The organism is Embleya sp. AB8, from assembly GCF_049739465.1.
GTDB lineage: Bacteria > Actinomycetota > Actinomycetes > Streptomycetales > Streptomycetaceae > Embleya.
Window position 1 is genome coordinate 276741 of the sequence record NZ_JBMHHY010000001.1, and the last position, 12607, is coordinate 289347.

At 72.0% G+C, this 12607-nt stretch carries 8 protein-coding genes; 4 read left to right on the forward strand and 4 right to left on the reverse strand.

The window, feature by feature from the left end; all coding sequences use genetic code 11:
• Positions 1–392 precede the first annotated feature (392 nt).
• Positions 393–1754 carry a glutamine synthetase family protein gene (locus ABIA38_RS01135; protein WP_424636429.1) on the forward strand — a complete coding sequence of 454 codons (1362 nt, stop codon included), beginning with the start codon at positions 393–395 and terminating at the stop codon, positions 1752–1754.
• Positions 1755–1851: 97 nt separating this feature from the next.
• Here ABIA38_RS01135 and ABIA38_RS01140 read toward each other — a convergent pair whose 3' ends face one another.
• Positions 1852–2478 (reverse strand): TetR/AcrR family transcriptional regulator, encoded by a 627-nt coding sequence (locus ABIA38_RS01140; RefSeq protein ID WP_424636430.1) that lies wholly within the window; start codon positions 2476–2478, stop codon positions 1852–1854.
• A 251-nt stretch (positions 2479–2729) separates the two neighbouring features.
• On the opposite strand from ABIA38_RS01140, the gene ABIA38_RS01145 reads away from it, so the two are divergent.
• Positions 2730–5738 (forward strand): bifunctional [glutamine synthetase] adenylyltransferase/[glutamine synthetase]-adenylyl-L-tyrosine phosphorylase, encoded by a 3009-nt coding sequence (locus ABIA38_RS01145; protein ID WP_424636750.1) that lies wholly within the window; start codon positions 2730–2732, stop codon positions 5736–5738.
• Here ABIA38_RS01145 and ABIA38_RS01150 read toward each other — a convergent pair.
• Both ABIA38_RS01150 and ABIA38_RS01155 read right to left on the reverse strand, forming a co-directional pair.
• Positions 5702–6601 carry a phosphatase PAP2 family protein gene (locus ABIA38_RS01150; protein ID WP_424636431.1) on the reverse strand — a complete coding sequence of 300 codons (900 nt, stop codon included), beginning with the start codon at positions 6599–6601 and terminating at the stop codon, positions 5702–5704. The two genes, ABIA38_RS01145 and ABIA38_RS01150, sit on opposite strands and share 37 nt — an antisense overlap.
• A gap of 265 nt (positions 6602–6866) precedes the next feature.
• Positions 6867–8306: an MFS transporter gene (locus ABIA38_RS01155; protein ID WP_424636432.1), complete on the reverse strand. Its 1440-nt coding sequence runs from the start codon at positions 8304–8306 to the stop codon at positions 6867–6869.
• 266 nt (positions 8307–8572) lie between these two features.
• Between ABIA38_RS01155 and ABIA38_RS01160 the strand changes: the two genes are divergently transcribed.
• Entirely contained in the window at positions 8573–9826 is a 1254-nt protein-coding gene (locus ABIA38_RS01160) for an NAD(P)/FAD-dependent oxidoreductase (RefSeq protein ID WP_424636433.1), read from the forward strand.
• A gap of 277 nt (positions 9827–10103) precedes the next feature.
• Here ABIA38_RS01160 and ABIA38_RS01165 read toward each other — a convergent pair whose 3' ends face one another.
• The gene (locus tag ABIA38_RS01165) at positions 10104–11474 is read right to left on the reverse strand and encodes a regulator (RefSeq protein WP_424636434.1); all 1371 of its coding nucleotides are present in this window, start codon (positions 11472–11474) and stop codon (positions 10104–10106) included.
• A gap of 402 nt (positions 11475–11876) precedes the next feature.
• On the opposite strand from ABIA38_RS01165, the gene ABIA38_RS01170 reads away from it, so the two are divergent.
• On the forward strand, positions 11877–12581 hold the full coding sequence (locus tag ABIA38_RS01170; protein ID WP_424636435.1) for a hypothetical protein: 705 nt from the start codon (positions 11877–11879) through the stop codon (positions 12579–12581).
• Positions 12582–12607: the final 26 nt, after the last annotated feature.

Consider the following 12607-nt stretch of genomic DNA (forward strand, 5'->3'; position numbering starts at 1 on the left):
GCGAACGCCGGACGAAAGGCGTTGGATCGGGCCCACCCGGGGCTCGGCGCCGAACCGTGCGGGCGATACCCTTGGCACGGTTCACCACCGGCCCCGACGGCTCGCCCGACCGCATTTCGAGAGGGTGCGACGCCGCGGCGGAGAAGGTTGCGCGGGTCGCCCGCGAGCGGTTCTCCGGGCGCCGGACCACGGGACGTACGCGAGCACGGCGCTACCCGAGCCAGACCCGAGCGACCCGCGACTGCGACACCCGACCACAAGATCCATGTGTGGGCAGGGGCGCAACGCAAAGAGCACGTAATGTGCTCGAAACCCTGTGGCGGGATACTCGGATGCCCCGCAGTGCCCTGCCGATCGCTCACAGGCCGTCCGACCTGCAAGGATAGGGAATTATGGATAAGCAGCAGGAGTTCGTGCTCCGCACCCTGGAGGAGCGCGACATCCGGTTCGTGCGGCTGTGGTTCACCGATGTGCTCGGCTTCCTGAAGTCGGTCGCGGTGGCGCCGGCCGAACTCGAGCAGGCGTTCGCGGAGGGCATCGGGTTCGACGGCTCGGCGATCGAGGGCTTCGCGCGCGTGCACGAGTCGGACATGCTCGCCAAGCCGGACCCGGCCACCTTCCAGATCCTGCCGTGGCGGGCCGAGGCGCCCGGCACCGCGCGGATGTTCTGCGACATCCTGATGCCCGACGGATCGCCGTCCTTCGCGGATCCGCGCTATGTGCTCAAGCGCACCCTGGAGCGCGCGTCGGAGAAGGGCTTCACCTTCTACACGCATCCCGAGATCGAGTTCTTCCTGTTCAAGGAGAAGCCGGTGGACGGGACCCCGCCGACCCCGGTGGACCACAGCGGCTACTTCGACCACACCCCGCAGCCGGTCGGCCAGGACTTCCGCCGACAGGCGATCACGATGCTCGAGAACATGGGCATCTCGGTCGAGTTCAGCCACCACGAGGGTGCGCCGGGCCAGCAGGAGATCGACCTGCGCTACGCCGACGCGCTCAGCACGGCGGACAACATCATGACCTTCCGCCTGGTGGTCAAGGAGGTGGCGCTGGAGCAGGGCGTGCACGCGTCCTTCATGCCCAAGCCGTTCTCCGAGCACCCGGGCTCGGGCATGCACACCCACCTGTCCCTGTTCGAGGGCGACCGCAACGCGTTCTACGAGGCCGGCGCCGAGTACCAACTCTCCAAGGTCGGCCGCTCGTTCATCGCCGGCCTGCTGATGCACGCGGGCGAGATGGCGGCGATCACCAACCAGTGGGTGAACTCGTACAAGCGCCTGTGGGGCGCGTCGGCACGCACCGCCGGCATGGGCGGCGAGGCCCCCTCGTACATCTGCTGGGGCCACAACAACCGCTCCGCCCTGGTGCGCGTGCCGATGTACAAGCCGACCAAGGGGCAGTCCACCCGGATCGAGGTGCGCCAGATCGACTCGGCGTGCAACCCCTACCTGGCCTACGCGGTGCTGCTCGGCGCCGGGCTCAAGGGCGTCGAGGAGGGCTACGAACTGCCTCCCGGCGCCGAGGACGACGTGTGGGCGCTGACCGACGCCGAGCGTCGCGCGCTGGGCATCGCGCCGCTGCCGCAGAACCTGGCCGAGGCGATCGCGCTGATGGAGCGCAGCGAGTTGCTCCCGGAGATCCTCGGCGAGCACGTCTTCGAGTTCTTCCTGCGCAACAAGCGGCACGAGTGGGAGGAATACCGCCAGCAGGTGACCCCCTTCGAACTGCGGCGCTACCTGCCGGTGTTGTGATCCACCGGTGACGCACCGGTGCGCACCGGTGATTCACCCACCCGCGTGAACGGCCCGCCCCGGATTCGGGGCGGGCCGTGCGTCGTCGTGGGCCCGCTCAGGTCATCGGCGGGCCGAGCAGCTCGATGATGTAGCGGATGTACGCGTCCTTGTCCTCGCCCTGCGGGAGCAGTTGCGGGGCGCCCCGGCGGATCAGCGCGATGCCGACGGTCATGGTCAGCGCGGTCAGCGCGTGCCGGTAGGCGGCGTCGGCGGGCAGGCCGAGTTCCTCGGTCAGGCGCGCGCCGAACTCGAGCCGGCGGCGGGTGACCTGCTCCAGGATCGGGCCGACCACCGGATGCCGGGCGTGGATCAGCAGCGTCGTGGTGATGTCCGCGCCGCTGGGCGCGGTGAACGCGAACTCGGTGAGCCGGCGCCCGCGTTCGGCCGGATCCTCGATCCGCTCGGCGGCCGCCATCAGTTCCTCGGACTCGGCCACCCAGCGCTCGAGGGCGGCCTGGATGAGCGAGTCGCGATCCTTGAAGTGCCAGTAGAAGCTGCCCTTGGTGGTGCCGAGGCGTTCCGCGAGGGGTTCCACCGCGACCGCGCCCAGGCCGCCCTCTCGCATCGCCTCCAGGGCCGCCCGAGCCCAGTCCTCTCGGCTGAGGGTGCGGCGGCCGGGGCGAGCGGGCCGTTCCGGTTCGTCGTCTGATTGAACCCTCTCCGAGGGAACACCGTTGCGCATGGCACCTACGCTAACGTAGGGTGACGTTCCGTACGGTGGCGTATGGCAGCTCGTTGCTACGGAGGCCTCTTCGGGCCGTGGGACGGACGGCTCGCAGGGTGGAGCTGTCGTCCGCCACCGGGCAAGGGCGCGCCGCATTCGAGTTCGTCGCGGTCGGGGGGCTCGGCGAACCCCGTGCGGCGCGTCCACATTCCCAGTTCGGCGCTTGATCGGTCAGCCGTTTGACCGGATACGCTCGGCCGGTGACCTCTGTGGATCAGCCTCGTGAGCCGGCGGCCACCGATGGGCGACTGGTTCGGCTCGGCTTCACCGACATCGCGAGCGCCGCGCGCGATCTGCGTGCTCCCGCCCTGCTCGGCGCCGCCGACGACCCGCTGTTCCTGGACGCGCTGGCCGCCACCGCCGACCCCGACCTCGCGCTGCACGGCCTGGTCCGACTCGCCGAGGCCGCCGCCGACCGCTCGGTACTGCTGTCCACCCTCGCCTCCGCGAAGCCGTTCCGGGACCGGATACTGGGCGTACTCGGGATAAGCGCGGCACTGGGCGACCACCTCGCCCGACACCCCGACGACTGGCGCACGCTGGTCACCTACGACGTCCAGGACGCCCGGCCCACCCCGGCCTACTTCCACGCCGTCCTCGCCGGCGCCACGTCGGGCCTGCGCGGCGACCCGGCCCTCGACGCACTGCGCATCGGCTACCGGCGCTGCCTGCTGTCCATCGCCGCCCGGGACGTATGCGGCTCGGCGGACGAGCCGACCGTGGCCGCCGAACTCGCCGACCTGGCCGGCGCCACCCTGGACGCCGCACTCGACCTGGTCCGCCGCGAGCACCCGAGCGAGGCCGAACAGTGCCGGCTCGCGGTGATCGGCATGGGCAAGTGCGGCGGACGCGAACTCAACTACATCAGCGACGTGGACGTGGTCTTCGTCGCCGAGGCCCCACCCGGGGTCGCCGAGCAGATCGCGGTCGCCGCCGCCAACCGCCTCGCGGGCGCGCTGATGCGGGCCTGCTCGGCGACCACCGCCGAGGGCTCGATCTGGGAGGTGGACGCCAACCTGCGCCCGGAGGGCCGCAACGGCCCGCTCACCCGCACCCTGGCCAGCCACCTCGCCTACTACGAACGCTGGGCCAAGACCTGGGAGTTCCAGGCCCTGCTCAAGGCCCGCCCGGTGGCCGGCGATCCGGCCCTCGGCAAGAAGTACCTGGACAGCGTGTCCCCGCTGGTGTGGACCGCCGCCCGCCGGGAGAACTTCGTCGCCGACGTCCAGGCGATGCGCCGCCGCGTGGTGGCCGGCATCCCGGCGCGCGAGGTGGAGCGCGAGGTCAAACTCGGCCCCGGCGGCCTGCGGGACATCGAATTCGCGGTCCAGCTCCTGCAGTTGGTGCACGGCAAATCCGACCCCGGGCTGCGCAGCGGGTCGACCCTGGACGCGCTCGCCGCGCTGTCCGCGGCCGGCTATGTGGGCCGCGACGACGGCGCCGCACTGGACACCGCGTACCGCTTCCTGCGCACCCTGGAACACCGGATCCAACTCTTCCGGCTGCGCCGCACCCACCTGTTGCCCACCGACCCCGACGCACTGCGCCGGATCGCCCGCTCGATGGGCATGCGCTCGAACCCGGTCGGCGAACTGGAGAAGGCCTGGAAGCAGCAGACCCTGGAGGTACGCCGGCTGCACGAGAAGTTGTTCTACCGCCCGCTCCTGGACGCGGTGGCCCGACTCAAGGCCGGCGAGCAACGGCTGACCCCCGAGGCCGCGCGGGCCCGCTTCGAGGCACTGGGCTACGCCGACCCGGCCGCCGCGCTGCGCCACCTGGAGGCGCTCGCCTCCGGGGTCAGCCGCCGCGCCTCGATCCAGCGCACGCTGCTTCCGGTGATGCTGAGCTGGTTCGCCGACTCGGCCGATCCGGACGCCGGGCTGCTCGCCTTCCGGCAGGTCTCCGAGGCGCTCGGCAACACGCACTGGTATCTGCGGCTCCTGCGCGACTCGGGGGCGGGCTCGTCGGGGGCCGCGGCCGAGTACATGGCGCGCGTGCTCGCGTCCGGGCGGCTGGCGCCGGATCTGCTGCTGCGCGCGCCCGAGGCGGTGGCGATGCTCGGCGACGGGGACGGGCTGCGGCCTCGCTCGCGGGCGGCGCTGGAGACCGAGATCCTGGCCGCGGTGGGGCGGGCGCCGGGTCCGGAGAGCGCGGTACAGGCGGCGCGCAGCGTGCGGCGGCGCGAGTTGTTCCGGATCGTGGCCGCCGACGTGCTGGGCGGGCCGGACGTGGACGCCGTCGGGAAGGCGCTCACAGACGTCAACGCGGCGACGTTGACCGGCGCGCTGCAGGCGGCGATCGACGCGGGCGAGCGGGACCTGGGGCCGCTGCCGACCCGGATCGCGATCATCGCGATGGGCCGGTTCGGCGGCTACGAGCAGGGTTACGGCAGCGACGCGGACGTGATGTTCGTGCACGAGCCGGTCGAGGGCGCGACGGAGGGGGAGGCGACCAAGGCCGCCCAGCGGGTGTGCAACGAGATGCGCCGACTGCTGCAGATCCCCTCCACCGATCCGCCGCTGCTGATCGACGCCGACCTGCGACCGGAGGGGCGGCAGGGGCCGCTGGTGCGCACGTTGGCGTCGTACCGCGCCTACTACGAGCGCTGGTCCAAGCTGTGGGAGAGCCAGGCCCTGCTGCGCGCCGACTTCACCTCGGGCGACGCCGACCTGGGCCGGCGGTTCCTGGCGATGGTCGAGCCGCTGCGCTACCCGTCGGGCGGGATCGACGACACCCAGGTCCGGGAGATCCGCCGGATGAAGGCCCGGATCGAGGCCGAGCGGCTGCCGCGCGGGGCCGATCCGACCATGCACACCAAGCTCGGGCGGGGCGGGCTGGCCGATGTGGAATGGGTGGTGCAACTGCTCCAGCTGCGGCACGCGCACGCGGTGCCCGCGCTGCGGGTGACCGGCACCCGACAGGGGTTGGCGGCGGCCCGGGACGCGGGGCTGCTGGACGCGCACGACGCACGGATCCTGGACGACGCGTGGGTCGAGGCGACCCGGGTGCGCAACGCGGTGATGATCGTGCGCGGTCGACCTGCGGACAGCTTCCCCTCGGATGTGCGCGAGTTGGGCGGGGTGGCCCGGTTGCTCGGCCACGCGCCGGACGAGACGGGCAGCCTGCTGGAGGAGTACCGGCGGGTGACCCGGCTGGCCCGGGCGGTGGTGGACCGGGTCTTCTACGGCGAGGACGAGACTTCGACGGGCTCACGCTGAGGCTGCTCGGCCCGGTCGTCTCCGTGGTCCTGGTCGCCTGCGCGGTCCCGGCCGTCCCGGGCCGGCTCGACGGCGGCTCGCGGGTCGTCCGGCGGATATTGCGGGAAGCGGTACGCCGAGCGCCCGTTGAGCAGCACCTGGAGCGCGAAGGCCGCGGCCAGGGTGAGCCAGCCGCCGACCGCGTCGAGGACGAAGTGGTTCCCGGTGGCCACGATCACGAACAGGGTCGCGATCGGGTACAGCACGCCGAGCACCTTGACCCACAGCGGCCGGGCGAACATCACGATCGCGATCGCGCACCACGTCGACCAGCCGATGTGCATCGACGGCATCGCGGCGTATTGGTTGGACACGTTCTTCATGTCGCCGGACGCCATCGAGCCCCACGTGTGGTGGACCAGGACGGTGTCGATGTAGCCGCCGCCGGGCAGCAGTCGGGGCGGCGCGAGGGCGTAGCAGAAGTAGCCGAACAGGGCCAGGCCGGTGGTCAGGAACAACACCGTGCGCACGGCTCGATAGCGGCCGGGATGTTTGTGGAAGAGCCACACCAGGACGCCGATCGTGACCACGAAGTGCAGCGTCGCGTAGTAGTAGTTCATCGACACGATCAGCCAGGTGACGCCGTTGACGGCGTGGTTGACACTGTGCTCGAAGTCGATGTGCAGCGTCTGCTCGAAGTCGAGCAGTTGCCGGGCCCGGTCCACGGCCAGATGCCGGCGCTCGGGCACCGCGTTGCGAATCAGCGAGTAGACCCAGTAGCTCAGCGCGATCAACGCGAGCTCGACCACGAAACGCGGCCGACGCGGCGTGCCCAGATACACCCGCAATCGGGTTTTCCGGGTCTTCGTGGGGATCTGCAGCATGGTTGTCCGTCCGGCTTCGTCGGTCACCCGTCGCCCCGACGGCGGCATGGTCTCTCGGCTCGGAATGCCCCCCATGGGTCAAGTCTGCCAGAGCCAATCCTGGTCCCGATCACCCCGTAGGGCCATTCGGGGGCGATCTTCTCCTTCCGACGAGGGAGGTTTCGGGCGGGCCGGCGGACGTGCCGGCGCCGCCCTCCGGGAGGCGGAGGGCGGCGCTCGGGCGTGTTGTGGGTGGTACGGGTGGGGTTGGTCGGCCGGTGCCCGGTCAGTGCGCCGGGACGGAGTCGGGGGAGGCCTGGCTCCCGTCGGTCGTGTTCGCCGGCTTGCGCAACGTGACGGCGGCGAGTATTGCGCCGACGGCGGCGATCGCGGCGGCGCCGAGGAACGCGGCGGAGAACCCGTCGGTCAGGGCGCCGGCGTCGCCGAGCTCGCGGGAGCCGTGCGCGGCGGCGACCGCGGTCATCGCGGCCAGGCCGAGCGCGGAGCCGATCTGGTAGCTGGTGTTGACGATGCCCGAGGCGAGGCCGCCCTCCTCGGGTCGGGCGCCGGCGATGGCGGTGCCCAGGGACGGGATGAACGCGAGGGCCATGCCGATCGCGGCGAGCAGGGAGGCGGGCAGCACGTCGACCCAGTAGTTGCCGTCGGGGCGGGCGAAGGACAACCAGAGCATGCCGGCCGCGAGCGCGGCGAGCCCGGCGACCACGAGCGGGTCGGGCCCGAAGCGGGCGATCAGCCGCGGGGCGAGGGCGATCATCATGATCATGATGGCCACGGTCATCGGGAGCAGTGCGGAGCCGGAGGCGAAGGCGCCGAGGCCGAGCACCTGCTGAAGGTAGAGGTTGAGGAAGAACCACATCGGGATCCACGCGGCGGCCATCGACAACTGGGCGAGGTTGGCGCCGGCCAGGTTGGGCGTACGCAGGATGCGCAGCGGCATCAGCGGCTGGGCCGTCTTCGACTGGAGCACCAGGAACAGCACGATCAGCCCGACGCCGGCGGCGAGTACGAGCAGCGTCTCGGCCGAGCCCCACCCGGTCTCGGGGGCCCGAACGACGGCGTAGACGGCAGCCCCGAGCCCACCGGTGGCCAGGATCGCCCCGAGCACGTCGACCGAGCCGCGGCGCGCGGGAGCAGCCGGCATCAGCGCGGGCGTGGCGACGAGCGCGAGCACGGCGACGGGGATGTTGATGTAGAACACCCACGGCCAGCCGGCGTATTGGGTGATCAACCCACCGAGAAACACCCCGGCGGTCCCACCGGCCGGCGCCGCGGCCCCATACAGCGCGAACGCCTTGGTCAACTCCTTGGGATTGCCGCCGAACAACATCATCAGCAGCGTCAGGGCGGACGGCGCGATCAACGCGGCCCCGACGCCCTGCACGGCCCGCCCGGCAAGCTCCACCCACACCGCACCGGCCAGCCCCGCGGCGAGCGACCCGAGGCCCAGGACCGCCCACCCGAGCGAGAACACCCGCTTGGCCCCGAACAGATCCGACAGCCGCCCACCCAGCAGCAACAGCCCGCCGAACGCGACCACGTAGGCATTGAAGACCCACGACAGATTCTCCTGCGAGAACCCGAGATCGGTGCGCATCTCGGGCAAAGCCACACCGATGATCGAGGTATCCATGATCACCATGAACTGGGCCAGCGCGATCAACGCCAGCGCCACCCAGCGGCGTGGGTCGGCCTGCGACTGAGACATCACGATCACTCCAAAAATACGGGGGAGGGGTATCCGGCGACTGGGAACATACCCTAGAGGGGTATGTGAGTCCAGTGGTCGGCTGTGGCGTCGAGGGCGTCGGATTGGTCGACGCGGCGTTCGGCTCGGCCGAGGGCTCGTCGCCGGGCTCGGCCAACTCCCTTGCCTTGTCGGGCTCTTTCGGGTTTTTGCTGGGTATGACCTGTAGGCGACGAAACCGACTCCGCGGCGCCTGCGGCCGTGGGCAGGGGGACGGGAGGACGACCGTGGTCGACGTGCGCCGTACCGAGGTGATCGTGGTGGGGGCCGGGTTGGCCGGGTTGAGTGCGGCCCGGACCGTTGCCGAGGCGGGGGTGCCGGTGACCGTGCTCGAGGCCGCGGATCGACCCGGGGGCCGGGTGCGTACGGACCTCGTGGACGGGTTCCGGGTCGACCACGGCTTCCAGTCGCTGACCACGTCGTGGCCCCAGGTACGCCGGCAACTGGACGTGGCCGCACTCGGGTTGCGGGTGTTCCAGCCCGGCGTACTGCTGTTCGAGGACGGGCACACGTACCGGATCGGCGACGTGCATCGGGTGCGCGATGCGATCGGCGGTCTGCGCAACGGCAGCGGGACCGACCGGACCCGGGTCGCCGCGTTGCTCGCACGCAGCGCCGCCGCGCCGGTGGCGCGGGTGTTGCACGGTCCCGAGCTGGCCACCGCCGACGCGCCGACGATGCGGGCGCTGCCGCCCGAGTTGGCCCGGCGGATGTTGCGGCCGTTGCTGGCCACGCTGTTGCACGATCCGGCGCTGCGGTCGTCGAGCCGGTTCGCCGAGTTGTTGTTGCGGTCGTTCCTGCGGGGCCGGCCGGCGCTGCCCGCGGGCGGGATGGCGGCGGTGCCCGATCAGCTCGCGGCGGGGCTGCCGGCCGGCGTCGTGCACTACGGCGTACGGGTGTCGTCCATCGCGGCGGATCGGGTGGTGACCGATTCGGCGGGCGAGATCCGGGCCCGCGCGGTGATCGTGGCGACCGATCCGAGCACGGCGGTGGCGCTGTTGCCGGGGCTGCGGATGCCCGAGTTCCACGCGGTGACCACGCTCTACCACGTGGCGCGCGTGGCCCCCCGGCCCGAGCCCACGCTGCTCGTCGAGGCGGACGCCCGCAGCCCGTTCACGCATACCGCGGTGGTCAGCCAGGTCGCGTCCACGTACTCCCCGGACCGACGCGCGCTGGTCGCCACCACGGTGCTCGGCCACGACGGTTCGGAGCCGGCCAAGCTCGAACTACGGGTCCGCGAACGGCTCGCGGTCGTGTACGACACGCCCACCAGCACGTGGGCGCACCTGACCACCTGTCACATCCCGCGCGCCGTACCGGTGGTCGAGCCCGGCCACAACTTCCGCCGCCCGGTCCGCCTGATCGGCGGCCTGTACGTATGCGGCGACCACCGCGACTCCAGCTCCATCCAGGGCGCCCTCGCCTCCGGCCGCCGAGCCGCCCGCTCCGCGCTCGCCGACCTGGGCGCCCTCGCGGCATAGCCGCAACGGAACGACATCACCCACCGACCCCACCACGCCCACCCCGAGGCCCGAATCCCGCAGTCCTCCCACCCGGCGCAACGGGCGGGCGGGCCACAAGCACCCAGACCAACCGAACCGCCCCCGCCGCCATCCCGGCCCCGGAAAGGCCATCGGCCTCAAGGCCCCACCACGCCCACCCCGAGGCCCGAATTTCGTAGCGTTCGAACATGGGCAACGGGTGGGCGGGCGGGTACGAGAAGCCCAGGCCGACCAAAACGCGCCCGCAGCCCCGCGCTCAAGCGGTCCGCACGAAGCACCCCGACCGCGCCTCGAACTCGCGCACCGCCGGTACGTCCCGATACGGCGCCAGCCGATGCGTGAACTCGCGTACGTAGTCCACCGCCCGCGACGACCGCAGGCCCTCCGCCTGCTCCGTCGCCTCCGCCTCCACCCGGCATGCCTGCTCGACCTCGCCCAGCTCGAGCAGCGCGGTGGCCAGGATCGTCTGGCAGAACAACCGGCTGCGGGTGTACTCGCTCCCGCGCAACCGCAACGACCGCTCGGCGTACTCGCGGGCCTTGTCGTAGTCCTCCAAGTCCCGGTAGCAGTGCGCGTGATCGTCGGTCAGCTGGGCCTCGTTCATGAACGCCACCCACTCCGGCTCGACGTCCCCCGGCGCCACACATTCCAGCGCCTGCTCGGCCCGCAGCAGCGCCGCCCCGCACGCCCGCGCGTCGCCGAGCAGGCCGTGCCCGCGGGCCTCCACCGCGTGGAACAACGCGCGAACCCGGGGCGTGGCCACCGCCGACGCGCCCTGCTGGGCGACCCGGGCCAGCTGTACCGCCTCGCGCCCGTGTCCGAGGTAGACCGCCTGGCGGCTCATCGTGGACAGCACGAACCCGCCCAGCGCCCGATCCCCCGACGCCTGGGCCAGCCGCAGCGCCTGCACGAAGTAGCGCTGCGCCATCCCGTGCACGCCCACGTCGTACGCCATCCAGCCGACCAACCGGGTCAGCGTGGCCGCCGCGCCGAACAGCGCGCTGCCGGTGCGCGAGTCGTAGGTCCCGCGCAGTATCGCGGTCACCTCGGTGTCCAGGTAGCGCACCAGCGCCTGCCGGCCGTGCCCCCCGCCGAACGAGTTGTCCAACCGGCGAAACGCCTCGCCGACCGCCCGCACCGCGGCCACGTCGCCCGGCCCGACCCGGTCCCCGTCCTGCCGCGCGGGCCGCTCGTCGCCGGCGCCGATCAGCCAGTCCCGGCTGGGCACCACCAGGGCCCCCGGCGTGAACGCGGCCTCCACCAGGGCGGATCGTTGTGCCGAGTCGGCCTGCCACATGCCGGTGACGATCTCCACCGCCTCCGGTGGCCCGGACGCGTATTCGAGCCCGGCGTAGTCCGGCCGGCATCCGGCCATGCCCAGATCCTCGGCGCTGAGCTTGCGGCCGAGCCGCTGGGTGAAGACCTCGGCAAGCAGTATCGGCACGATCCCGCGCGGATGTTGGCCACGCAGCCAGCGTGCCACGGAGGTCTTGTCGTACCGGAGATCGATGCCCTGTTCCGCACCGAGCTGGTCGACGCGTCGGGCCAGACCGGCGTGTGAGAAGCCGGCTTCCTCGACAAGCGCCGCCAGCCGGTGATTGGGGCGCCGCTCGACCCTGGCTGCCATGGAGATGAACGCCTCCCGCTGGTGCGGTGGTTCGGGGTGGGTGGGTGATCGCGCGAGAATCTAGCGATTTCTGGAGCGCTACAACCCGAACGCTCGCAACTATGACCCTTTCGAGTTACCGCCGACGGCCCGGCGACCGGGTGGCGAATCGGGCCCGATTCCGGCCTGCCCGGCCCGAGTTCGGCAGAACCTGCCGAATCGACGCGGGGAATTTATGGTGCCGTCACCAGCCGCACGCCGCTTGCGGTGCGCGGACCCGTGGTGGAACATGCGCGAGGCAGTTCACCCATAGGGGTGATCGAAATCCGCGTGGCCGAACCGCGTGGGCCGGACCTCGGGGCAGCGGCGCACGGCCCCGGCGACGGCCCCGGCTCGGCGGCGGCGAAGCGAAGGAAGCGCCGCGTGACCCGGCAGCCCGACGACACCGTGCGCGGCATCGTGATCCCCCTGATCGTGGTCGCGGTCGTCTGCGTGCTGCTCACCAGCGGGGTGTTCCTGTTCGCGTTCGCCGGCTCGGACGATGGCAAGGGCCCCGACCGCCCGGTCTCGCTGGACCTGAACGTGCCGCTGCCGGCGTCCGTACCGCCGCCCGGCACCGCCCCGGCGAGCCCGGGCGCGGTCACCGCGAGCGCGACGAAATCGGCGACCCGATCCCCGGCCGCGTCGACGAGCGCGAGCGCGAGTGCGACCGCCGGCACCACGAGCCCCTCGGCGCCGCCCCGCGCGACCACGCCGGCCGCCCCGCCCGCCACACCGCCGCCCGCCACCACCGGCCCGCAGGACATCTCCGTCGACGCCACCACGAGCAACTCCGGCTGGGGCGCCGACGGCACCGTGGTGATCACCAACCGCACCTCGCGCCCGCTGCCGACGTGGGACCTCACGCTCACCACGAGCGGCCGGGGCAACGGCTTCACCATGATGTCCGGCGACGGCGCGCGCACCTCCCTCGATCGCGGCACCGCCATCGCGCGCGGCACCGGTCCGCTCGCGCCGGGAGCGAGCGTGGTGATCGACTTCGGGCTGTACGGGCGCGTCGACACGATCGGGTGCACCTTCACCGGCGTGACCTGCCGGGTACGCGGGTCGGACGCCGGCCACTGGTGACATTTCGGCCCGTCGTACGCTGGTGG

What these genes read in the sequence shown, in the direction of transcription:
- ABIA38_RS01135 (WP_424636429.1), top strand. Translation starts at nt 393, where the DNA reads ATGGATAAGCAGCAGGAGTTCGTGCTCCGCACCCTGGAGGAGCGCGAC.
- ABIA38_RS01140 (WP_424636430.1), bottom strand. Translation starts at nt 2,478, where the DNA reads ATGCGCAACGGTGTTCCCTCGGAGAGGGTTCAATCAGACGACGAACCG.
- ABIA38_RS01150 (WP_424636431.1), bottom strand. Translation starts at nt 6,601, where the DNA reads ATGCTGCAGATCCCCACGAAGACCCGGAAAACCCGATTGCGGGTGTAT.
- ABIA38_RS01155 (WP_424636432.1), bottom strand. Translation starts at nt 8,306, where the DNA reads ATGTCTCAGTCGCAGGCCGACCCACGCCGCTGGGTGGCGCTGGCGTTG.
- ABIA38_RS01165 (WP_424636434.1), bottom strand. Translation starts at nt 11,474, where the DNA reads ATGGCAGCCAGGGTCGAGCGGCGCCCCAATCACCGGCTGGCGGCGCTT.